Raw genomic sequence first — 22,525 nt, forward strand, 5'->3', positions numbered from 1 at the left:
GTTGCACCTCCTTCAGTGACTCGTAGGGGTGAGAAGCCGCTCGGCGGTTTCACCGGCAGGCGATGCCGTGGCGGTGGCGCCTGCCCCGCCGGGCGGCTGGGCAAAGGGGAGGGACACCGGGCGCTCGTGCAGCGCGGTGCCCATCGCGAACAGGACTCCGGCCGTGCCGGTCGCGAAGTCCATCGAGAGTCTGAAGAGCTGGTCGCCGGGGAAGGCCAGCCCGCCGGCGTACGGCAGCGCGTGCCAGGCCAGGCCGTGCACCGGTCCGCCCGGTCCGGTGCCGGGGTCCTCGGGGGCGGGCCCCATCCCTCCGTAGAGGGCCGCGATCATGCCGCTCCGGCCGGCGAACAGGCCCGGCTGCACGAAGAAGCCCGCCCGGGCGGCGCGCCGGCAGGCGTCGAGCGCCGCCGCGAAGGCCTCGTCGTCACGGTGGGCCAGATAGCGGGCCAGGACCAGGCCGATGCCCGCGGAGCCCTCGTCGAGGTAGGGCAGCGTCCGCCAGCCCTGGTCGACCTGGAGCGTGCCGTCCTCGGTCGTCCTGCAGCGGCGCAGGTCCTGCCGGAGCGCCACGGCCGCCCGGTCCAGCAGCGCCTCCTCACCGGTCCGCTCGTAGGCGTGCAGGAAGAGCAGGGCGGGGCCGGACGAGCCGTACATCAGGCCCGCGCGGGGGTTGCCCCCGCCGCTGGTCTCCGGCACGTCGTCGGGGCCGCCGAGCCGGTCGGAGCAGGTGCCGGCGATCCGCAGCGCCGTCTCCGCGAGGGAGGACTCGCCGGTGGTGCGGGCCAGGTGGAGCAGGTTCAGGCCGATCCCGGCCAGCCCGCCGAACAGGCCCAGCTCCAGGTCGTCCCAGGTGCCGCGCAGGGACATCTCCACGAGGTCCAGCGCGTCCCTGCGGTGGCCGAACCGGTCCAGGACGTGGGCGACGCCGTGCAGCCCGTCGTAGAAGCCCGGACGCATCCGCCGCCCGGCGGCGGAGGCCCGGCGGCGCAGCCACTCCTCGTGCCCGGGGAAGCGCCCGGCTCCGGTGGCGTCCAGCGCGTAGAGCACCCCCGCCGCGCCGTAGGCGAAGCCGAGGCCGCCGCCCGTCTGGAACTGCGCAGGGTCCCCGGGGAAGAGGCGGTCGTCCCGGTCGGGGGTCGCGCTGGCCAGGATCGCCCGGGTCATCGCCTCCCGCAGCCGGGGCCAGCCGTCCCGGTCGGGCCGGGGGATCTCCGGCGCCGCCGGCGGCTCCGGGCCGAGGACGGTGCGCACCGCCTCGTCGATCGGCTCCGGCGGGACCGGGAAGGCCTCGGTGATGAGCGAGGCCAGGTGGACCGCCTTGGACCGGTCGAGCGGCAGCATGATCGTCAGCTGGGGCGCGAAGAGCCCGAGGCAGAGGCAGGCCAGGGCGTAGGCGTCCACCTCGGTGCCCCGCCGGTCGGGCGGTGCGGTGAACGCGGGATGGGCGAGGGCGGCGCGCTCGCCGCTCCCGGCGAGGGTCGCCACCTCGTAGTCGATCAGGACGACCCGGCCCGCGGGGGTGACGAGGATGTTGCTCGGGTGCAGGTCGCCGAAGACCACGCCCCGCTCGTGCAGGGACGCGACGGCCCGCCGGACCTTGGGCAGGACGTCGGAGACCGCCCAGGCGGTGTACTCCTCCAGGGCCCGCCGGTCCCGGCCCGCCCGGCTCAGCGGGTATCTCTGCACGAGCATCCGCTGCAGGGGGCTGCCGTCGACGAACTCCTGGACCAGGAAGTGGTGCCCGCCCAGCGTGAAGTGGTCGATCAGCTCGGGCACCGCGTCGAGCCCGGCCAGGCGTTCCAGCATCTCCCGCTCGTGCGTCAGCCGCTCGACCGCGTCCCGCCGGGCGGCGTCGAGCCCGGCGTACGGCCGGGCCTCCTTCAGCACCACCTGCCGGCCGGTGCGCGTGTCCCGCCCCAGGTAGACCCCGCCGCCGTTGGAGAAGTGCATGACGCTCTCGATGGCGTACGGCAGGCCGTCGACGGTGACCGCGTTGCGGGCGGCCAGGTGGGGCTCCAGGAAGGCGGGCAGCGTCACCCAGGAGGGCACGCCGAAGGCGGGGCCGCGGACGTCGGGGACCAGCCTCCCCCGGTCGTCCTCGACGGCCGGCACCGTCTCGCCGCCGTCGTCGAGGCAGGTGCGCGCCAGGAAGCCGCCGTACCGGACGAAGAGCGGGCCCTCGCCGTAGCGCAGGTCGCTGAGGATGTAGGGGCCCTCGACCCCGCGGAGCAGGACGTCGAGCTCCTTGAGGGTGAGCTCCAGCAGGTCCTCGTCCGGGGGGTAGACCGTGATGAGCTTGCCGCTCGACCCGCGGGGAGCGGCCTTGGAGTTCATCATCGTCATGACCGACGGGCTGCGCAGGAACTTGAACGCGATGCCCCGCGGCACGCAGTACTCCCACACGGTCTCCAGGGCGCGCTCGGCGTCCTCCGGCCGGGCCGAGACGTGGATCTTCCAGCCCTGCGACGGCATCCGCCCCTCGGCGGGCGCGTAGTGCATCCACACGTCGGTCGCCTGGTGCGTCCAGCCGTCCGGGACCCGCCGGGAGGCGAGGGGGAAGTCGGGGCGGCCGCCGCGGCGGCCGTCGAGAACGTCGTAGAACAACGGATCCGCGAGGCAGTAAAGCTCATAGTGGTCATTCACGGCGATCTCCTTGCTGGCTTCCAAAGAGAGAATCGCGGACCATCAGGGTGTTTTCCAGTTACAAGTTCCACCGCTCATATGTGCATAATTCACCGGTCAATCGGTGAAGATGTGATTCACCTGGGACGGAGCGGCGGAACCGAGATCGTTCGCAAGGGGGGGAGGCGGCCGGAGCGGAGGTCACCCGGAAGGGGCGAGCGGCGCCTCGGCGACGAGCCGGAACCAGCCGTCCGGGCCGGTCGTCGCCTCCACGGTGCCTCCGATCCCGGCCATCCGCTCCTGGAGGTTGGCCAGGCCGATGCCCGGCGGGTCCGGCACGGGCGCGGGCGGGAGGGCGGTGCGGGGCCCGCCGGCGGGGAAGCGCGCGGAACCGCTCAGGCCGTCGTTGGCGACGGTCAGCCGCAGCCGGCCGCCGGCCCGGTGCAGCTCGATCACGCACTTGGCCGCCGCGCTGTGCCGCAGCATGTTGGTGACGCCCTCGCGGACCACCGTGGCCAGGGCCGCGTCCACGTCGGGGGGCAGACCGGCGGCGTCCACCTGGATCAGGCAGTGGGCTCCCAGGCTCCACAGCAGGGCCTCGGCCCGGACGACCTCGCCCCGGAGCGAGAGGCCGCGGTCGGGCCTGGAGGCGTGCCGTACGGCGTGGGCGGCGTGCCGTACGGCCCGCAGCGCCTCGGCGAGCTCGCCGCGCAGCCGGGCGTCCCCGCCGGCCTGCCGGTAGGCCAGCTCGCTCTTGACCGACGCGAGCCAGAGCCAGTGGCCCACGAGGTCGTGCATGTCCCGGGAGAACTCCTCGCGTGCCCGGGCGACGGCCCTGGCCCGCTCGGCCGCCTGCTGCGCCCTGAGCCGCCTGAGCCGCACCCAGAGAAAGAGGGCGGTGCCCAGGGCGGTGAGAAAGAGCAGGAGCGCGATCGCCACTGCGGGGTGCGTAGGGGGCGGCATCGACCGACTCTCGCCGGAGGGGAAGATCGGCGCTATGAAATCATCCGGATTAGTTAACTGTCAACAATACGGCATGAAACATGACAAAGTCAGCTTGCCATAGATATCTGTATTAATACGTTTTGGTTGGATATAAAAGGTGTGCGGCCGCGCCCGGTGGCGGCGTGATCCGGGCGGGCCCGCGGGGATCCGGCCCCGTCAGAGGAGGCCCGCCGGGAACGGGACCAGCAGGTAGGCGCCGACCAGCAGCGCGGCCCCGGAGACCAGCAGGAAGAACAGCACCCAGAAGCCGCCCGGCAGGAAGGTCAGCCGGGCGAGCTGGTCGGCGTCGGAGTCGGGGGCCCGGCCGCGGCGGCGCTTGCGGCCCAGCTCCAGGATCGGCCGGATGCCGCCGAACAGCAGGAACCAGACGGCGAGGTAGGCGATGACCGCGTCCACCTCCGGCGGGGCGTACCAGGTGAGCGCGGCGAGCGCCCCGCCGACGGCCAGCAGGCTCACCGCCCCGAACAGGTTGCGGATCACCACCAGCATGCAGACGAGCAGCGCGATCACGACGGTGATGAGCACGGCGACGTAACCGGAGGAGGTCAGCAGCGCGCCGCCCAGCCCCAGCAGGGACGGGGCGACGTAGCCGGCCGCGGCCGTCAGGATCATGCCCGGCCCGGTGGGCCTGCCCCGGGTGAGCGTGACGCCCGAGGTGTCGGAGTGCAGCCGGATGCCCTGCAGCTTGCGCCGGGTCAGCAGCGCCACCAGCGCGTGCCCGCCCTCGTGGGCGATGGTGACCAGGCCCCGGGAGAGCTGCCACGACGCCGACCACGTCACCACCGCCAGGGCGGTCACGGCGGACAGCAGCACCACCCACGCGGGCGGTTGCGGCTGGGCTGTGGTCAGGGCCACCCAGACCTCGGTCAATGTCGCTCTCCTCGTGGACGCGGGGGATGCCGGGACGCGGGGGACGCCGGGCGAAGCGTCCCACGGTACAGAGTCTGGCGGAGACAGGGCCTTAGTGCTCTAGACCTGCGAACTATCGGGCGATATTAAACTTGATGTGCAGATCGGCAATGATCGGGAGATGCCCCGTGAACGGTACGGACGCCGCACTCATCAGGACCTTCTACGACGCGCTCGCGCGCCGGGACCTCACCGCCATGGAGGACTGCTACCACCCCGAAGCGACCTTCGGCGACCCGATCTTCCAGGAACTGGAGGGCAGGGACCTGATCATGGGCATGTGGCGCATGCAGCTGAGCCGGGGAGCCGATCTGGACGTCACGCTCGCGGACGTGACCGCGGCGCCGCACGCCGTCACCGCGCGCTGGAGCGCCGGATACACCTTCACCTCGACCGGCAGGCGGGTCGTCAACCACGTCGACTCGCTGTTCCGCTTCGAGGACGGGCTCATCGTCCGCCACCACGACGAGTTCGACTTCAAGCGGTGGTCGAAGATGGCCCTGGGCAGGCCGGTCGGGCTCGTCGTCGGCTGGACCCCGGCCTTCCGGGCGAGGATCCGCGACCGGGCCCGCCAGAGGCTGGAGCAGACCATGGCCGCCGCCTGACGGCAGGCGCCGGGCCCGCGCCGGTGCCGCCGCCCGGCCGTCCCCCCGGCGGGGCCGGCGGGCGGGTCAGCCCAGGAGCTTGCGGGCGGCGTCCTCGATCTCGTTCTCCGAGAGCAGCACGTGCCCGGCCGCCTCGCCCAGCGGGACGAAGCTGTCGGCCGAGGTGACCCGGGCGACCCTCCCGGTGAACCCGGCGTCCAGGAGCTCGGCGGCGATCCCCTCCGACACGCCGCCGCCGCGCCGGGTCTCGTCGGCGATCAGCACCTTGCCGGTCAGCTCGGCGGCGCGCAGCAGGTCCTCGACCGGGAGCGGGGCCAGCCAGCGCAGGTCGAGCACCCGGCAGCCGTAGCCCTCCGCGGTGAGCCTGACCGCGGCGCGCAGGCTCATCCGCAGGCCGTTGCCGAACGTCACGATGGTCAGGTCGCGGCCGTCGCCGTAGCTGCGGGCGCGGCCGATCGGCACGTGCGTCTCCGCCCACCGCGACGGCGGCGCGTACGGCGCGAGCCAGCCGTTGTCGCCCTCCTCGAACATGTCGCGGGCGGTGTAGAGGGCGATCGGTTCGAGGAAGACGCAGACGCTGCCGTCGACGCGGGCCGCGGCCAGGCAGGTCCGCAGCATCGCGGCGGCGTCGTCGGGCCGGGAGGGCGAGGCGATGACCAGGCCGGGGATGTCGCGCAGCGCGGCGACGGAGTTGTCGTTGTGGAAGTGGCCGCCGAAGCCCTTCTGGTAGGCGTAGGACGGCAGGCGCAGCACCATCGGGTTGCGGAAGGCGCCGCGGGAGAAGAACGGCAGGGTCGCGGCCTCCCCCCGGATCTGGTCCAGCGCGTTGTGCAGGTAGGCGAGGTACTGCACCTCGGGGACCGGGAGCATGCCGGACACGCCCGCGCCCAGCGCCAGCCCGAGCACGGTCTGCTCGTCCAAAAGCGTGTCGAACACCCGGCCCGCGCCGAAACGCTTCTGCAGGCCGCGCGTGACGCCGTAGACGCCGCCCTTGCGGGCCACGTCCTCGCCGAAGACCAGCACGTCGGGGCAGGCGGCCAGCGCGTCGGCGAGGGTCCGGTTGATCGCCTGCGAGAGGGTCAGCGGCCCCTCCCGCTCGGGCAGCCGCCCGCCGAAGGCCTTCTCCCGGGAGGCGGGCTCGGCGCAGGCCGCGGCCGCCGCGGCCACCGCGCCGGGGGTGCGCGGGGCCAGCGGCTCCATGACGGCCGCGGCGGAGGCCAGCCTCGGCCGCCGGGAGCTCTCCATGGCCATCCGCAGCACGTGCTCGCGCATCGTTTCGTAGCGGGTGAGCAGCTCGTCGGGGGTGGCCAGCCCCGCCTCGACGAGCAGCCGGGCGGTCCCGACCAGCGGGTCGCGCGCCAGGTCGGCGTTGATCTCCCGCTTGGTCCGGTAGGACAGCTCGACGTCCGAGCCGGCGTGGCCCATCAGCCGGACGGTGCCGATGCGCAGCAGGGCCGGCGAGCGGCGCGCCCGGACGTGCTCGGCGGCGGCCCGCGCCACGTCGTGCACGTCGGCCAGGTCGCAGCCGTCGGCCTCGAAGTACTCCAGCGACCGGTGGCGGGCGGCCTCGATCCAGCCGCTCGGCGTCCGCACGCTGATGCCCAGGCCGTTGTCCTCGCACACGAACAGGACCGGCAGCCCCAGGCCCTGGTAGGAGGCGTAGGCGGCGGTGTTGAGGCCGGCCAGGGCGCTGGCGTGGTTGGCCGAGGCGTCGCCGAAGCTGCACACCGCGATCGCGTCGTCCGGCCAGGCGCTCCGCACGCCGAGCCGGCGGGCGCGCTCGATCGCGAAGGCCACGCCCACCGCGCGGGGCAGGTGGCTGGCGATCGTCGAGGTCTGCGGGATCACCGCGAGGTCGGGGTGGCCGAAGACCTTGTGCCGCCCGCCGGCGATCGGCTCCTCCGCGGCGGCGACCAGGCCGAGCAGCACGTCGCGCAGCCCCTGCTCGGGCAGGCGCCCGGCCATCGCCGAGCGGGTCAGGTAGAAGGCGCCGGACCGGTAGTGGAGCAGCGCGGGGTCGGTCGGGCGCAGCGCGTCGGCGACCGCGGCGTTGCCCTCGTGGCCGGCGGAGCCGATGGTGTAGAACCCCTCGCCCCGCTCGCGCAGGACGCGGGCGGCGACGTCCAGCAGCCGGCTGCCGAGCTGGAAGTCGAACAGCTCGCGACAGCGGGCGCCGGTCAGGCCCGTGCCCTCGCGCACCGGCAGCGCGGGATCGCGGGGGACCCCCGGGGCCAGGGCCGTCACCGCTTCGGAGAAATGAGTCTCAACAGTGTCGCGCGCCACAGACCCGATTATGTCCCCCGGAGCCGCCCGCGTCGCCGCTCTGGCCGCTTTTGGTCCGCCGGATCTCCGGCCGGGGTCCCCGCGGCGCCCGCCGTACCGCGGCGCGGGGACGGGGGCCGCCGTGCCCCCGCGCGGGCGGCCGTGCGGCAGGAGGGCCGCGCCCGGAGGCTCAGCCGTGGCGGCGGAAGCGGGCGACCGCGACCGCGAGCAGGACGGCGCCGGCGGCGGCGACCAGGCCGAGCTCCACCGGGACGGGGACCTGCCGGCCGTACCAGTGCACGCCCGGGTTGAGCAGCGCCTCGGCCCGCGCGGGCACGTCCAGGTGGGAGAAGACCGCCTGCCGGAGCGGGTCGACGGCGTAGGTCAGCGGGTTCAGCGTGGTCAGCACGTGCAGCCACGACGGCAGGTTCCCCAGCGGGAACATCGCGCCGGACAGGAAGACCATCGGCATCACGGCCATCTGCATGAGCGCGAAGAAGGTCTGCATGTTCCTCATCCGCGCGGCCAGCGTCACGCCGAACGCGGTGACGGCGAACGCGGCGAGGAACATCTCCGCCAGCAGCGTCACCATCAGCACCGGGTCGTACGGCACGCCGACCAGCCCGCCGAGGGCCAGGATGACGACGCCCTGGGCCACCGCGACGACCGCCCCGCCCAGGCACTTGCCGACCACGATCGCGGCCCGGCCGACCGGCGCGACGAGCATCTCGCGCAGGAAGCCGAACTCGCGGTCCCACACGATGGACCCGGCCGAGAACATCGCGGTCATGATGACCGTCATCGCGATCATCCCGGGGAACATGAAGGTGCGGTAGTCCACGCCCGGGATCGCGCCCTGCGCCAGCGAGCCGAACCCGGTGCCCAGCACGAACAGCCACAGCACCGGCTGGACGACCGTGGAGACCATGCGGGTGCGGTCGCCGGCGAAGCGCAGCATCTCCCGGTGGAGCACCACCTTGACCGCGCGCAGCTCGTGCGCCGGGGAGCGGGGCGGGACCCGCACGCCCACCACGCCGCCGGTCTCCTCGGAGGCCACGTCCGGTCCCCTTCCTCAGCGGCGGGCCATGGCCCGCATCCAGGCGTGCGCGGAGCCCTCGGCCTCGGCGTCGCGGATGCTGGACCCGGTGTAGGACATGAACACGTCGTCGAGGGAGGGCCGCGAGACGCTCACCGAGCGGATCGGCACGCCCAGCTCGGCGAAGAGCCGGGGCACGAACCGCTCGCCGGAGGCGACCGCGAACGTCACCTGCCCCTCGCGCAGGGCGGCCGCCAGGCCGAACCGCTCGCGCAGCGCGGCCAGCGCCGCCGCGTCGTCGGCGGTCTGCAGCCGGACGGTGTCCTCGCCGACGCCGGCCTTGAGCGCCTCGGGCGTGCCGGCCACGACGAGCTCGCCGTGGTCGACGATCGCGATCCGGTCGGTGAACTCGGCCTCGTCCATGTAGTGGGTGGTCATGAAGATCGTGATGTCCTCCGCCCGGCGGAGCTCGTCGATGTAGCCCCAGATGGCCGCGCGGGTCTGCGGGTCCAGCCCGACCGTCGGCTCGTCGAGGAAGAGCACCCGGGGGGAGTGCAGCAGGCCGCGGGCGATCTCCAGCCGCCGCTTCATGCCGCCGGAGAAGGTCTCCACCTTGGCGTCCCTGCGGTCCCACAGGGCGACCATCTCCATGACGCGGCGGATCCGCTCGCCCGCGACGGACTTCGGCACGCCGTACAGCTCGGCGTGGAACCTGAGGTTCTGCTCGGCGGTCAGGTAGCCGTCCAGGGTCGGGTCCTGGAAGACCAGCCCGATGTTGCGCCGCACCTCGTCGCGCTCGCGCACCACGTCGTGCCCGGCGACCGTCGCCGTGCCGCCGGTGGGCGTGGTGAGCGTGCAGAGCATGCTGATCGTGGTGCTCTTGCCCGCGCCGTTCGGCCCGAGGAAGCCGAACACCTCGCCGGGCGCGACCTCGAAGTCGATGCCGCGCACGGCCTCGACATCCCCGTGCGCCCTGCGCGACCCCTTGTACGTCTTGCGCAGGCCCCTGGCGGCCACCGCGGGCCCGTCCATCAGCCTCCCCTGTTCCAGCCATCGAAACATTTTGACGATATATCTAGATGGTCGGCGGGACAACGCTCGGCGAGGAGTGCCCCGCCGTTTCCCGCGGGCGGCTCCGGACGGCGCGGGCACGCTCCGCGCCCGGCGGTTAGCGGTCGTTAACGTCACACCTCGGCCAGCGCGGCGCGGGCCATGGCGCGCAGCAGCGGGGCCATCGCCTCCGGCGGCAGTTCGCCCGCGCTGTGCGGGGTCGAGTTGAGCAGGCCGAAGACCGCGTGGGTGGCGGCGCGCAGCCGGGCCGGCGGGCGGTCCGGGTACAGCTCGCTGAGCACGGTCACCCACTCCTCCACGTACAGCCGCTGCAGCCGCCGGATCCGGCGGCGGGCGGGCTCGGGGACGTTGCCCAGCTCGCGGTCGTGCACGGTGATCAGCGCCGGATGGCTGAGGGCGAACTCGACCTGCCCGGCCAGCAGGGCGTCCAGGGCGCTGCCGGCGTCGGGCGCCGCGGTGACGCGCTCGGCGGCCGAGGCGTGCAGGCGCTCGCTGATGTCCAGCAGCATCTCCGCCAGCAGCGCCTCCTTGCCGCTGAAGTGCCGGTACAGCGCCGGGCCGGAGGTGCCGACCGCACCGCCGATGTCCTCGATGGAGACGCCGTGGAAGCCGCGCGCCGCGAACAGCTCCGCGGCGGCGTCCAGGATCTCCGCGCGCCGCGACCGGCGCTCGCGGGCAGGGGTACGGGCGGTCGTCACGCCTGGAATGGTAGACGGTGGTGTTAACGGTGACTAACATCACCGGTGGAGTTAGCGACCGTTAACCCCCGGCGACGGAGCCGGGAGGCGATCGGTGTGAAGGAGGCCCGCATGAGCGGCTGGCCGGTGCTGCGCAGCACCTGCGACCCGGGCGGTGAGAGCTTCAAGGCGAACGCCGAGGTCAACGAGCGGCTCGTCGCCGAGCTGCGCGAGCGCGTCGCCGCCGCCGCGCTCGGCGGCCCCGAGCGGGCCAGGGCCCGGCACGTCGCCCGCGGCAAGCTGCTGCCCCGCGACCGCGTCGACACCCTGCTCGACCCCGGCTCCCGGTTCCTGGAGCTGTCCCAGCTCGCCGGATTCGGCATGTACGGCGACGAGGCCCCCGCCGCCGGGATCATCACCGGCATCGGCCGGATCTCCGGCCGCGAGTGCGTCGTGGTCGCCAACGACGCGACCGTCAAGGGCGGCACCTACTACCCGATGACGGTCAAGAAGCACCTGCGGGCCCAGGAGGTGGCCCTGCACAACAACCTGCCGTGCGTCTACCTCGTCGACTCCGGCGGCGCGTTCCTGCCCAAGCAGGACGAGGTCTTCCCCGACCGCGACCACTTCGGCCGGATCTTCTACAACCAGGCCACCATGTCGGCGCGGGGCATCCCGCAGATCGCCGCGGTCCTCGGCTCCTGCACCGCCGGCGGCGCCTACGTGCCCGCGATGAGCGACGAGGCCGTGATCGTCCGCGGGCAGGGCACGATCTTCCTGGGCGGCCCGCCGCTGGTGAAGGCCGCCACCGGCGAGGAGGTCACCGCCGAGGAGCTCGGCGGCGGCGAGCTGCACTCGCGGGTCAGCGGCGTCACCGACCACCTCGCCGAGGACGACGCCCACGCGCTGCGGATCGTCCGCGACATCGTGGCCACCCTCGCCCCCCGCCCGGACGCGCCCTGGCAGCGGGTGCCCGCCGAGGAGCCCGCCTGCGACCCCCGCGACCTGTACGGCATCGTCCCCGCCGACACCCGCACGCCGTACGACGTGCGGGAGGTCATCGCGCGCGTCGTCGACGGCAGCAGGTTCCTGGAGTTCAAGGCCGAGTACGGCGCCACGCTCGTGACCGGCTTCGCGCACGTCCACGGCCACCCGGTGGGGATCGTCGCCAACAACGGCATCCTGTTCGCCGAGTCGGCGCTCAAGGGCGCGCACTTCATCGAGCTGTGCGACCGGCGCAACGTCCCGCTGGTCTTCCTGCAGAACATCAGCGGGTTCATGGTCGGCAAGGCCTACGAGGCCGGCGGCATCGCCAAGCACGGCGCCAAGATGGTCACCGCCGTCGCCTGCGCCCGGGTGCCGAAGTTCACCGTCGTCATCGGCGGCTCGTTCGGCGCCGGCAACTACGCGATGGCCGGCCGGGCCTACTCGCCCCGCTTCCTGTGGATGTGGCCCAACGCGCGCATCTCGGTGATGGGCGGCGAGCAGGCCGCCAACGTGCTGGCCACCGTACGGCGCGAGCAGCTCGGCGACGCCTGGAGCGCGCAGGAGGAAGAGGAGTTCAAGCGGCCCGTCCGCGAGCAGTACGAGACCCAGGGCAACCCCTACTACTCCACCGCCCGCCTCTGGGACGACGGCGTCATCGACCCGCTCGACACCCGCACCGTCCTCGGCCTGGCCCTGTCCGCCGCGGCGGGCGCGCCGCTCGACCCCGTCGGCTACGGCGTCTTCCGGATGTGATCCGCCATGGCCCGTCCACAGGCTCTCCGCCCGCTCCGCTCACCACGCCGGGGGCACCTCTGATGCTCTTCCACACCGTCCTCATCGCCAACCGGGGCGAGATCGCCCTGCGGATCATCCGCACCCTGCGCCGGCTCGGCATCCGCTCCGTCGCCGTCCACACCGACGCCGACGCCGGGGCCCCGCACACCCGCGCGGCCGACACCGCGGTCCGCCTGCCCGGCGGCTACCTCGACATCGAGGCGATCATCGGGGCGGCCGCGGCCACCGGCGCCCAGGCCGTCCACCCCGGCTACGGCTTCCTGGCCGAGAACACCGCCTTCGCCCGGCGCTGCGCCGAGGCCGGCCTGGTCTTCGTCGGGCCGCCCGCCGAGGCCGTCGAGGCCATGGGCGACAAGATCCGCGCCAAGGAGACCGTCGCCGCGGCCGGCGTCCCGGTCGTGCCCGGCGCGGCCGAGCCCCGCGACGACCTGCTCACCGCCGACATCGGCTTCCCCGCGCTGATCAAGCCGTCGGCCGGCGGCGGCGGCAAGGGCATGGTGCTGGTCCGCTCCGCCGCCGAGCTGCCGGAGGCGCTGGAGTCCGCCCGCCGTACGGCGGCCGCCGCGTTCGGCGACGCGACCCTGCTGATCGAGCGGTTCGTGGAGAATCCCCGGCACATCGAGATCCAGGTGCTGGCCGACGCCCACGGCAACGTCGTCCACCTGGGCGAGCGCGAGTGCAGCCTGCAGCGCCGCCACCAGAAGATCGTCGAGGAGGCGCCCTCCCCGCTGCTGGACGAGGCCACCCGGGCCCGGATGGGCGCGGCGGCGGTCGAGGCCGCCCGCTCCGTCGGCTACGTCGGGGCCGGGACGGTCGAGTTCATCGTCCAGGGCTCGACGGCCGACTACTACTTCATGGAGATGAACACCCGGCTCCAGGTCGAGCACCCGGTCACCGAGCTGGTCACCGGGTGGGACCTGGTCGAGCTCCAGCTCCGGGTGGCGGCGGGCGAGCCGCTCCCGCTCACCCAGGACGACGTGCGGCTGCGCGGCCACGCCGTCGAGGCCCGCGTCTACGCCGAGGACCCCGCCCGCGGCTTCCTGCCGACCGGCGGCCGGATCCTCGCCCTGCGCGAGCCCGGCGTCCCCGGCTTCTCCGGCGCGCCGCAGGACTCCCCGTCCGGCGCGGTCCGCACGGATTCGGGGATGGCCGCCGGCATGACCGTCGGCAGCGACTACGACCCGATGCTGGCCAAGGTCATCGCCTGGGGCCCCGACCGCGCGGGCGCGCTGCGCGCCCTCGACCGGGCGCTGGGGGAGACGACCGTGCTCGGCGTGACGACGAACACCGCCTTCCTGCGGGCGCTCGTCACCCACCCCGAGGTGGTCGCCGGAGACCTCGACACCGGCCTGGTCGAGCGCCGCCTCGGCGAGCTGGTCCCGCCCGCCGGCACACCGGACGACGTGCTGGCCGCCGCGGCCCTGCTGCTCCAGCACGAGCGGGTGCCCGCCGCACCGGCCGCCGACCCGTGGGAGGTGCCCGACGGCTGGCGGCCCGGCGCCGCGCCCGCCTGGACCGTCTGGCGGCTGGAGGGCCCCGGCGGGGTGCGCGAGGTCGGGGTGCGCGGCCTGCCCGCCTCCGGCGCGGAGGTCCGCCTGCCCGCCGCGGACGGCCCCCGCGCGGACGGCTCCGCCGGGGCAGGCTCCCGGGCGGACGGCGGCACGGACCGGGACGGCACGGACGGCGCGCACCGGGTCCTGCGGGCCGTGCTGGCCACCGACGGCTCCGACGTGCTCGTCACCCTGGACGGCGTGCGGCGCCGCTACGCCGCCGCCCGCGACGGCGACACCGTCTGGCTCGGCCGCCAGGGCGGCGCGTGGGCGCTCACCCGCCACCGCCTGGGCGACCCCGGCGACCGCGCCCGCGGCGGGGCCTCGGGCGACGGCGCGGTCCGCAGCCCGATGCCCGGCACCGTGCTCGTGGTCAAGACGGCCGTGGGGGAGCGGGTCGAGGAGGGGCAGCCGCTGGTGATCGTCGAGGCGATGAAGATGGAGCACACCGTGACCGCCCCGCTCGGCGGGACGGTGGCCGAGCTGCCGGTCCGCGCCGGGCAGGCGGTCGACATGGACGCCCTGCTCGCCGTCGTCCGGCGGGAGGAGGAGTCGTGACGACCACAGCCGTACGGCCGGCGCCGTACCGGGCGGAGGGCCTGCCGGAGCGGGTCACGGTCTACGAGGTCGGCCCGCGCGACGGGCTGCAGAACGAGCCGGTGGTCGTGCCGGTCGAGGTCAAGGCCGAGTTCGTGGCCCGCCTGGCCGCCGCCGGGCACAGCGTGATCGAGACCACCAGCTTCGTGCACCCGAGGTGGGTGCCGCAGCTCGCCGACGCCGCCGAGCTGCTCGCCGCCGTCGAGCGGGCGCCCGGGGTGCGCTACCCGGTGCTGGTGCCCAACGAGCGCGGGCTGGAGCGGGCGATGGAGCACGGCGTCACCGAGATCGCGGTCTTCGCCAGCGCCACCGAGACGTTCGCGGCCAGGAACCTCAACCGGACGCTGGCCTCCCAGTTCGAGATGTTCGAGCCGGTCGTCGGCCGGGCGCTGGAGCACGGCCTGCGCGTGCGGGCGTACGTGTCGATGTGCTTCGGCGACCCGTGGGAGGGACCCACCCCGGTCGGGCAGGTCGTCGAGGTCGGGCGCAGGCTGCTCGACCTGGGCTGCCACGAGCTCTCGCTCGGCGACACGATCGGCGTCGGCACCCCCGGCCACGTGGGCGCGCTCATCGAGGCGTTCGGCGGCCCCGAGCGGCTGGCCGTGCACTTCCACGACACCTACGGCCAGGCGCTGGCCAACACGCTGGCCGCGCTGCGCGCCGGGGTGACCGTGGTCGACGCCTCCACCGGAGGCATCGGCGGCTGCCCGTACGCCGAGTCCGCCACCGGCAACCTCGCCACCGAGGACCTGGTCTGGATGCTGCACGGCCTCGGCGTGGAGACCGGCCTCGACCTGACCGCGCTGGTGGAGACCAGCACCTGGCTGGCCGCGCGGCTCGGCCGCCCCAGCCCGTCCCGGGTCGTCCAGGCCCTGTCCAAGGCCCTGCCCAAGGAGTGACGCAGCGATGAAGCTGACCGAAGAGTACGAAGACCTGCGCAAGACCGTCGAGGCGTTCGCCCGCGACGTGGTCGCCCCGGTGATCGGCGAGCTGTACGAGCGCGAGGAGTTCCCCTACGACATCGTCCGCCAGATGGGCCAGATGGGCCTGTTCGGCCTGCCCATCCCCGAGGAGTACGGCGGCATGGGCGGCGACTACTTCGCGCTCTGCCTCACCCTGGAGGAGCTGGCCCGGGTCGACTCCAGCGTGGCGATCACCGTGGAGGCGGCCGTCTCGCTGGGCGCCATGCCGATCTACCGCTTCGGCACGGCCGAGCAGCGCGAGCGCTGGCTGCCGAAGCTCGCGCGCGGCGAGATGCTGGGCGCGTTCGGCCTGACCGAGCCGGGCGGCGGCTCCGACGTGCCGGGCGGCATGCGCACCACCGCCGTGCTCGACGGCGGCGAGTGGGTCATCAACGGCTCGAAGGCGTTCATCACCAACTCCGGCACCGACATCACCGGCGTGGTCGGCGTGGCCGCGATCACCGGGCGGCGCGGGGACGGCCGCCCCGAGATCTCCACGATCCTCGTCCCGGCCGGCACGCCCGGCTTCACCGTCGCCAAGAAGTACTCCAAGGTCGGCTGGAACTGCTCCGACACCCGCGAGCTGGCCTTCACCGACTGCCGGGTCCCCGCGGAGAACCTCCTCGGCGAGCGGGGCCGCGGCTACGCGCAGTTCCTGCAGACCCTCGACGAGGGCCGCATCGCGATCGCCGCCCTGTCCGTGGGCCTGGCCCAGGGCTGCGTGGACGAGTGCCTGCGCTACGTCCGCGAGCGCCAGGCCTTCGGCCACCCGATCGGCCACTACCAGGCCATCCAGTTCAAGATCGCCGACATGGAGGCCCGCACGCACACCGCCCGCCTGGCCTACTACCACGCCGCGGAGAAGATGCTGGCGGGCGAGCCGTTCAAGAAGGAGGCGGCCATCGCCAAACTGGTCTCCTCCAACGCGGCGATGGACAACGCCCGCGACGCCACCCAGATCTTCGGCGGGTACGGCTTCATGAACGAGTACCCCGTCGGGCGCTTCTACCGCGACGCGAAGATCCTGGAGATCGGCGAGGGCACCAGCGAGGTCCAGCGCATGCTGATCGCCCGCGAGCTGGGCCTGTCCGACCTCTGACCTGGGGTGCGCGCGGTGGTGAGGGGGCCGGAGCGGCGATCCGGCCCCCGCCGGGCGCCCCTCTCAGGCCGGGCCGAGCAGGTCCCAGCGGTTGCCCGCCACGTCCAGGAAGACGGCGATCCGGCCGTAGGGCTCGGTGCGCGGCGCGGTCACGAACTCGACACCGGCCGCCGCCATCCGCGCATGGGCGGCCTCGAAGTCGTCCACCCGCAGGAAGAAGCCGACCCGCCCGGCGACCTGGTCCCCGACGGCGGCGCGCTGCCGCTCGCCGTCCGCCCGGGCGAGCAGGACGCCGGTCCCGCCGCCCGGCGGGCGGACGACGACCCACCGCTTCGGGCGGCCGTCGTTCGTCAGGGACGGCGAGTCCTCGGCCAGCTCGAAGCCCAGGGCGCCGGTGAAGAACGCGATGGCTCGGTCGTAGTCGTCCACCACGACCGTGACCAGATCGATCCGCATCCTGGTGATCGTAGGCCCTTCCGGAGGCCCGCGGCACGGCGGGCGGCGGCACGGCGGGCGCACGCCGGCGGGGGCTCCGGCCGCGCGGGGCCGTCAGCGGGCGTTGCGGACGGTCAGCCAGTCCGCCGCGACCACCCGGTAGCCGAGCTCGGAGAAGAGACGGCCCGCCACGGCGGTCATGTGGAGCGCGCCCCACGGCACGCCCACCGTGATCGGCTCTCCGGAGCGCTCCCGGTCGTCCGCGTCCGGCCAGACGACGGGGACGCCGAGCGACTCGACGTCGAGGCCGGCCAGCTGGTGCACGAGGCCGTCGAAGCGGATCCGGGAGATCCTGCGGTGACTGCATGGGCGCCTCCGGGAAAGGCCGTCATGCGGACCAACGAGCGCCGTTCGGCCGGGGGTTCCGGGAATTGCCCGCATCGGCGCGGCCGACTCCCGGCCGCGGCGCGCCGGGGATTCCCGCGCGGTCCGCGGCCGGGTGTCTTGCGGTCTGTCGGCCTTCTCCGGTTTTCCCCGGTCTTCCCGGCCGGCGCGGAAAGCGGGGGAAGGGCGGGGCGGCGGGCATCCCGTCACGGATTGCGGGCCGCAGCCCTCCCCGGTGCGGGGGCGGCGGGCCGGTCCTCGAAGAGGCGGCGCAGCACGGCGTGCCAGGGGTTCGCCGGGGCGCCGCGGAGCCGGGCCACCCCCAGGCAGTACTTGCTGACGCCGACCGGGCGCACGCCCAGGCCGCGCAGGACCGCGTCCACCCCGCTCCCGCCCCCGCACGACTTGGACTCCAGCAGGACGTGGTCGCCCCGGGCCCGTGCCGTACCGGTCCCGTCGCGGCAGACCAGGCCCGTGTCGCACGTCACCCGGGCCGCCCCGCGCCGGTCGACCAGGGTGACCCGCCGGTAGTCGGTGGTCAGGACCGGCTCCAGCCCGTCCGGGAGGGGCAGGCGCAGGCCGTCGCGGAGGGTGCCGGAGACGAAGTCCAGCGCCTCGCCGGTCAGCGCGTCGCCCGGCCCGCTCCCGTACGGCATGCGGTGCTTGTCGGTGCCCCGCCCCGCACCGCTCAGCTTGACCTCCAGCCAGCGGCCGCCGCCGTCGAGGTAGGTCCGGGTCCTGATCTTGAACCGGCGTCTGCGGCCCTGCCGGTGCTGGCGGAAGGTCAGCAGGTCGCCGGTGTCGAAGTAGGTCGAGCTGTAGCGGAACTGGCGCCGCGTCCCGATCCGGAGCACCGCGACGTCGTCGCCCAGCTCGGCGGCCAGGCGCGCCATCACGGAGACCGGGACGACGTACTTGCGGTCCACGCGCGACATCAGCGCCGGCACGTCCGCGAGCCCGACGGCGGGCAGCCCCGCCGCGACACCGGCGAGCAGCGCGTCGGCCCGCGTCACGCCGGCCTGCCCGCGCCGGCGTGGCAGCGGCCCGGCCGGGGGAGGGCGGCGGACCGGCCCTCCCGCGCCTCCCGGTAGCGGACGTCGACCACCATGGTGTCCCGGACGTAGTCGACCTCCTGCACGGCGCACTCCAGCACCGGGACGCGCAGCCTGCTCTCCAGGTCCGCCCGGAGCGCCCGCGGGTCGGCGTGCACGACGTCGAGCGTCACCACCCGGCGGCGGGTGCGGCCGAGCAGCCGGGGGTGGTCGGCGACGTAGATCACGCCCAGCAGGACCGCGTCGAGCACGAGCGCGGTCAGCGGCCATCCGGCCGCGAGCGCGTTCACCAGTCCGAGCGCGATCGCCGTGAAGTAGTAGGCGATCTCACCCTGGGTGATCTCGTTCGAGCGCAGCCGGATGATCGACAGCACGCCGAACAGCCCGAACCCCACCGCGAGGTCGACCCGCTGCACCAGCAGCAGGGAGACCACCGCGAAGATCCCCGCGTTCAGCGCGACATAGGCGAACAGCAGGTCACGCCGGTGGTGCCTGCGGTAGTAGAGCGCGTAGGCCAGCACCGTCACGGCCGCCGCGTCCATGACCAGTCCGAGGATCGTCGTCGCTTGCACGCCGGTCCCTCCGTTCCGTCCGTTCCCGTGGTGATGAACAGACTCGGGGGGCCGGGTGAACGCCCTGTGAGCCGTCCGTGAGGACGCTCTCATCGACTCCCCGTCCCCGGCGGAGGACGGCGCCGCCGGGGACCGCGGCCGGATGGCATGATCGGACGGTCGGGAACGGAGCGGGGGGATGCGGACATGACCTCTACGCGGGACGGGAGCCGCCGCGTGCGCACCGCCTGCGCCGGGGCGCTCGCGGCGGGCGTGCTGGGAGCGGTGCTCACCGCCTGCGCGGCACCGCCGCAGGCCGCGCTCCCGGGGGGCACCGCGCTGCCCTCTCGGCCGCTCCCCGCGGCGGCCTCCACGGCGCACTCCCCGCTCCCCGCCCTGCCGGGCCACGCGCCCGCCCCGGCCGCCCGCTGCACCGGGCGGGACGTCGCCGTCACGGTGGGAGGGACCGACGCCGCCATGGGGCTGCGGGCGCTCTCCGTCGAGCTGGTCAACTGCGGCACCCGCCCCTACCGGTTGAACGGCTACCCCGTCCTGCAGGTCCTCGACGGCGAGCGCAGGCCGCTCGACGTCGAGGTCGCCGAGGGTTCGTCGTCCATCGCCCTCATCGACGGCTTCGACGCCCCTCCCCGGCCGCTGACGCTGGCTCCCGGCGAGACGGCGGTGGCGGGGCTGGTCTGGCGGAACACCCTGCTGGGCTCCACCGCGCCCCCGGCGCGGGGCGCCTACCTGAGGATCGCCCCGGCCGAGGGGAGGGCGGCGCACACCGTGCGGCGGACCGTGGACCTCGGCACGACCGGGCGGCTGGGCGTGACCGCCTGGCACCGCCCGCGCCGGTAGCGGAACCCCCGCGGGTCCCGCGGGCATGCCGTCCGGTGGCGGCGCCCGCCGGGGTCACCCCTGCCCGCGGGCGGTCCCGGGGTCCTCCGCCTCCTGCTTGAGGGCGGCGACGGCGGCCGTCAGGGCCTCGGCGACCTCGGCCTCGGCGGCGGCCTTGGTGAGGCCGAGGCCGGAGAGCACGCCCGTGCCGTCCTCCAGCTCCAGCAGGGCGAGCAGGATGTGCTCGGTCCCGATGTAGTTGTGCCCCAGCCGCAGGGCCTCCCGGTAGGTGAGCTCCAGTGCCTTGCGCGCCTGCTGGCCGTACGGGACGAGGTCGGGCGCCTGCTCGGCCGCCGGGGGCAGTGCCGCGGCGGCGGCCTGCCGTACGGCGTCCGACGACACGCCCCGGGCGTTGATCACCCGCGCGGCGATCGCCTCCGGCTCGCTGAGCAGCCCCAGCACCAGGTGGGCGGGGCCGATCTCGGCGCTGCGCGCGGTCCGGGCCTCGTTCGTCGCCGCCGCCACGACGTTCCTGGCGCGGGGGGTGAACCGGGCGAACCCCTGCTCGGGATCGAGATCGGAGGCGCCGGGGTCCTTCGGCACGAAGCGCTTCTGGGCCGCCTGCTTGCTGACCCCCATGCTCCTGCCGATCTCGGTCCAGGAGGCGCCCGAGCGCCGTGCCTGGTCCACGAAGTGGCCGATGAGGTGGTCGGCGACCTCGCCGAGGTGGTCCGCGGCGATGACCGCGTCGGAGAGCTGGTCCAGCACGTCGGGATGGGCCTTCTTGATGGCCTCGATCAGATCGTCGAGCCGGACGTGGTGCTTCATCGGGGTGGGCCGGATGTCATCAGTCATGCGTCAACCATAAGTTGACGCGCCGCGTGCGTCAACCTGTGGTTGACGGATTCCGCGCATCCGGCCGGCCCCTGCGGGGCCCGCCGGATCCGTCCCCCGCCGTGGCCCCGCCCGCCCCGGAGCGGCATCATCTCCCCGTGGACCTCAACTACTACGACACGCTCATCGCGGTGGCCGAGGACTGCCCGGTCGACCGGGCGGTGGTGCCGCCCGGAGGCGGGAAGACGGTCGCCGCCGTGCAGTTCGCGATGCTCGCGGAGAACCCGGGCGCGCTGACCCAGGAGGACGTGCTGTTCGAGACCTGGCTCCGCCGCCAGGAAGGGCTCGGCGAGCCGTCGGGGGCCGAGCGCGCCGAGCTGCGGGAGCGCTTCTTCGCCGGGCCCCGCGCCTGCCTGCGGGCCTCACCCCTGCCGAAGCGGTACGGCTGGGGCCTGCTCTTCGACGCGCGGGGCCGCATCACCCTGTGCCCGGTGGAGTCGGAGGAGTACCGCAGGATCGCCGGCGGCTCGGTCCCGGGTGTCACGGTCCGCAGGGCCATGCGCTCGGCCCGCCGCTGACCCCGGCCCGTGCCGGCGGCAGGGACCTTGAAACTTTCATCCTCGGACTTCGGTGTCCGTGCAGCTCAGAGGCTCGCGCGGAGGGTGGGGGAGCGGCTCCCGCTAGGTCGGCAGGAGGCGGACGGCTACTTTGGGAGCGCTCCCACATCACCCCCTAAGGAGCCCGTTCGATGTCAAGAAAGTCCATCCTGGCGACGGTGTGCACGGCCCTGGTCGCCGCCTCCTGCGCCGCGGTGTCGCTGGCCGCCGGAGCGTCCGCGGCGGATTCGTCCTTCTACGTCGACCCGGAGACCAGCGCGGCCAAGTGGGTCGCCGCCAACCCCGGCGACTCGCGGACGCCCGTCATCCGGGACCGGATCGCCTCCGTGCCCCAGGGGCGGTGGTTCACCACGACGAACACCTCGACCATCCGCTCGCAGGTCTCCTCCTTCGTCGGCGCGGCGGCGGCCGCGGGCAAGACGCCCATCCTGGTCGTCTACAACATCCCCAACCGCGACTGCAGCGGCGCGAGCACCGGCGGCGCGCCCAGCCACACGGCCTACCGGCAGTGGATCGACGAGTTCGCCGCGGGCCTGCAGGGCCGCCCGGCCGCGATCGTCCTGGAGCCGGACGTCCTGCCGATCATGACCAACTGCATGAGCTCCGCCCAGCAGCAGGAGGTCAACGCCTCCATGGCGTACGCGGGCAGGAAGCTGAAGGCCGCCTCCGGCCAGGCGAAGGTCTACTTCGACATCGGCCACTCGGGCTGGCTGAGCGCGGGCGAGGCCGCGGCCCGCCTGCGGGCCGCCGGAGTGGCCGACAGCGCGGACGGCATCTCGCTCAACGTCTCCAACTACCGCTGGACCTCCACCGAGGTGGCCTACGCCAAGAACGTCATCGCCGCCACCGGCGTCTCCCGCCTCCGTGCGGTGATCGACACCAGCCGCAACGGCAACGGCCCGGCCGGCAGCGAGTGGTGCGACCCGGCGGGCCGGGCCATCGGCACGCCGAGCACGACGAACACCGGCGACTCCATGATCGACGCGTTCCTCTGGATCAAGCTGCCGGGCGAGGCCGACGGCTGCATCGCGGGGGCCGGCCAGTTCGTCCCGCAGCGCGCCTACGAGCTGGCCATGGCCGCCCCGGACTCGACGCCCACGGCGACCCCCACGGTCACGCCGACCGTGACGCCGACGGTGACCCCCAGCTCCACGCCGATCGGCGGCCGGGCCTGCACGGCGACGTACCGGCTGGTCAACTCCTGGCAGGGCGGATTCCAGGCCGAGGTGACGGTGAAGAGCACCGGGGACGCGGCCCTGTCCGGCTGGACGGTGCGCTGGTCCTTCCCCGGCGGCCAGAGCGTCACCCAGCTCTGGAACGGCCGGCACACCCAGAGCGGGGCCGACGTCACGGTGCGCAACGCCGACCACAACGGCGGCCTGGCCCCCGGCTCCTCGGCCTCCTTCGGGTTCACCGGCACCGGGAGCGGCGGCTCGCCCTCCTCGGTGAGCTGCTCCGCCGCCTGACCCGGCGGGCACCGCGGACCGCTCCGCCGCCCGTGCGGGCGGCGGAGCGCACGACCCGGTACGGTCCGTGTCCGACGCGCATCCCCGCGGGCCGTACCGTTCCATCTCCGCGGGGCCGCGACCACCAGGGGACCGCACGCCCCGGTCCGGCCCCGCGGCACCCCGCGACATC

20 protein-coding genes are annotated in these 22,525 nt (G+C 74.3%); 8 read left to right on the forward strand and 12 right to left on the reverse strand.

What is annotated here, in order from left to right; all coding sequences use genetic code 11:
- Positions 1-12: 12 nt before the first annotated feature.
- The 3 genes from lanKC to ABD823_RS13090 form a co-directional block, all read right to left on the reverse strand.
- Positions 13-2,643 carry a class III lanthionine synthetase LanKC gene (gene lanKC / locus ABD823_RS13080; RefSeq protein ID WP_344859209.1) on the reverse strand — a complete coding sequence of 877 codons (2,631 nt, stop codon included), beginning with the start codon at positions 2,641-2,643 and terminating at the stop codon, positions 13-15.
- Positions 2,644-2,823: 180 nt separating this feature from the next.
- Positions 2,824-3,561, reverse strand: coding sequence for a sensor histidine kinase (locus tag ABD823_RS13085; protein WP_344859211.1), 738 nt, complete (start codon positions 3,559-3,561; stop codon positions 2,824-2,826).
- Between the two features lie 222 nt (positions 3,562-3,783).
- A complete protein-coding gene (locus tag ABD823_RS13090) occupies positions 3,784-4,497 on the reverse strand; it encodes a M50 family metallopeptidase (RefSeq protein ID WP_344859213.1) in 714 nt (237 codons plus the stop codon).
- A 167-nt stretch (positions 4,498-4,664) separates the two neighbouring features.
- Between ABD823_RS13090 and ABD823_RS13095 the strand changes: the two genes are divergently transcribed.
- Positions 4,665-5,141 carry a nuclear transport factor 2 family protein gene (locus ABD823_RS13095; RefSeq protein WP_344859215.1) on the forward strand — a complete coding sequence of 159 codons (477 nt, stop codon included), beginning with the start codon at positions 4,665-4,667 and terminating at the stop codon, positions 5,139-5,141.
- A gap of 66 nt (positions 5,142-5,207) precedes the next feature.
- On the opposite strand, the gene ABD823_RS13100 is transcribed toward ABD823_RS13095, so the two are convergent.
- From ABD823_RS13100 to ABD823_RS13115, 4 genes are all read right to left on the reverse strand, one after another.
- Positions 5,208-7,424 carry a thiamine pyrophosphate-dependent enzyme gene (locus ABD823_RS13100; RefSeq protein WP_344859217.1) on the reverse strand — a complete coding sequence of 739 codons (2,217 nt, stop codon included), beginning with the start codon at positions 7,422-7,424 and terminating at the stop codon, positions 5,208-5,210.
- Positions 7,425-7,593: 169 nt separating this feature from the next.
- Positions 7,594-8,460 carry an ABC transporter permease gene (locus ABD823_RS13105; protein WP_344859219.1) on the reverse strand — a complete coding sequence of 289 codons (867 nt, stop codon included), beginning with the start codon at positions 8,458-8,460 and terminating at the stop codon, positions 7,594-7,596.
- Positions 8,461-8,475: 15 nt separating this feature from the next.
- Positions 8,476-9,501: an ATP-binding cassette domain-containing protein gene (locus ABD823_RS13110; RefSeq protein WP_344859222.1), complete on the reverse strand. Its 1,026-nt coding sequence runs from the start codon at positions 9,499-9,501 to the stop codon at positions 8,476-8,478.
- Positions 9,502-9,623: 122 nt separating this feature from the next.
- On the reverse strand, positions 9,624-10,217 hold the full coding sequence (locus ABD823_RS13115) for an SACE_7040 family transcriptional regulator (protein WP_344859312.1): 594 nt from the start codon (positions 10,215-10,217) through the stop codon (positions 9,624-9,626).
- Positions 10,218-10,319: 102 nt separating this feature from the next.
- On the opposite strand from ABD823_RS13115, the gene ABD823_RS13120 reads away from it, so the two are divergent.
- The 4 genes from ABD823_RS13120 to ABD823_RS13135 all read left to right on the forward strand — a co-directional run bounded on the left by ABD823_RS13120 (position 10,320) and on the right by ABD823_RS13135 (position 16,177).
- On the forward strand, positions 10,320-11,927 hold the full coding sequence (locus ABD823_RS13120) for a carboxyl transferase domain-containing protein (protein ID WP_344859224.1): 1,608 nt from the start codon (positions 10,320-10,322) through the stop codon (positions 11,925-11,927).
- Between the two features lie 62 nt (positions 11,928-11,989).
- A complete protein-coding gene (locus tag ABD823_RS13125) occupies positions 11,990-14,077 on the forward strand; it encodes an acetyl/propionyl/methylcrotonyl-CoA carboxylase subunit alpha (RefSeq protein WP_344859225.1) in 2,088 nt (695 codons plus the stop codon).
- Positions 14,074-15,015, forward strand: coding sequence for a hydroxymethylglutaryl-CoA lyase (locus ABD823_RS13130; protein ID WP_344859226.1), 942 nt, complete (start codon positions 14,074-14,076; stop codon positions 15,013-15,015). Before ABD823_RS13125 ends, ABD823_RS13130 begins: the two co-directional genes overlap by 4 nt.
- A 7-nt stretch (positions 15,016-15,022) precedes the next feature.
- The gene (locus ABD823_RS13135) at positions 15,023-16,177 is read left to right on the forward strand and encodes an acyl-CoA dehydrogenase family protein (RefSeq protein WP_344859228.1); all 1,155 of its coding nucleotides are present in this window, start codon (positions 15,023-15,025) and stop codon (positions 16,175-16,177) included.
- A 63-nt stretch (positions 16,178-16,240) separates the two neighbouring features.
- Here ABD823_RS13135 and ABD823_RS13140 read toward each other — a convergent pair whose 3' ends face one another.
- From ABD823_RS13140 to ABD823_RS13155, 4 genes are all read right to left on the reverse strand, one after another.
- Positions 16,241-16,633 carry a VOC family protein gene (locus tag ABD823_RS13140; protein ID WP_344859229.1) on the reverse strand — a complete coding sequence of 131 codons (393 nt, stop codon included), beginning with the start codon at positions 16,631-16,633 and terminating at the stop codon, positions 16,241-16,243.
- Positions 16,634-16,726: 93 nt separating this feature from the next.
- On the reverse strand, positions 16,727-16,936 hold the full coding sequence (locus ABD823_RS13145; protein WP_344859231.1) for a hypothetical protein: 210 nt from the start codon (positions 16,934-16,936) through the stop codon (positions 16,727-16,729).
- A gap of 266 nt (positions 16,937-17,202) precedes the next feature.
- On the reverse strand, positions 17,203-18,009 hold the full coding sequence (locus tag ABD823_RS13150; protein WP_344859233.1) for a polyphosphate polymerase domain-containing protein: 807 nt from the start codon (positions 18,007-18,009) through the stop codon (positions 17,203-17,205).
- A complete protein-coding gene (locus tag ABD823_RS13155) occupies positions 18,006-18,590 on the reverse strand; it encodes a DUF4956 domain-containing protein (RefSeq protein WP_344859313.1) in 585 nt (194 codons plus the stop codon). Before ABD823_RS13155 ends, ABD823_RS13150 begins: the two co-directional genes overlap by 4 nt.
- A gap of 216 nt (positions 18,591-18,806) precedes the next feature.
- Here ABD823_RS13155 and ABD823_RS13160 point away from each other — a divergent pair, with 216 nt between their 5' ends.
- Positions 18,807-19,457 (forward strand): DUF4232 domain-containing protein, encoded by a 651-nt coding sequence (locus ABD823_RS13160; protein WP_344859235.1) that lies wholly within the window; start codon positions 18,807-18,809, stop codon positions 19,455-19,457.
- A gap of 54 nt (positions 19,458-19,511) precedes the next feature.
- On the opposite strand, the gene ABD823_RS13165 is transcribed toward ABD823_RS13160, so the two are convergent.
- Positions 19,512-20,291 (reverse strand): Clp protease N-terminal domain-containing protein, encoded by a 780-nt coding sequence (locus ABD823_RS13165; protein ID WP_344859237.1) that lies wholly within the window; start codon positions 20,289-20,291, stop codon positions 19,512-19,514.
- Between the two features lie 137 nt (positions 20,292-20,428).
- Here ABD823_RS13165 and ABD823_RS13170 point away from each other — a divergent pair, with 137 nt between their 5' ends.
- On the forward strand, positions 20,429-20,848 hold the full coding sequence (locus tag ABD823_RS13170; protein ID WP_344859238.1) for a DUF6157 family protein: 420 nt from the start codon (positions 20,429-20,431) through the stop codon (positions 20,846-20,848).
- Positions 20,849-21,018: 170 nt separating this feature from the next.
- Positions 21,019-22,353, forward strand: coding sequence for a glycoside hydrolase family 6 protein (locus tag ABD823_RS13175; RefSeq protein WP_344859240.1), 1,335 nt, complete (start codon positions 21,019-21,021; stop codon positions 22,351-22,353).
- The last annotated feature ends 172 nt before the right edge of the window (positions 22,354-22,525 follow it).

It is taken from the genome of Planomonospora alba, assembly GCF_039534085.1.
GTDB classification, from domain to species: Bacteria; Actinomycetota; Actinomycetes; order Streptosporangiales; family Streptosporangiaceae; genus Planomonospora_B; species Planomonospora_B alba.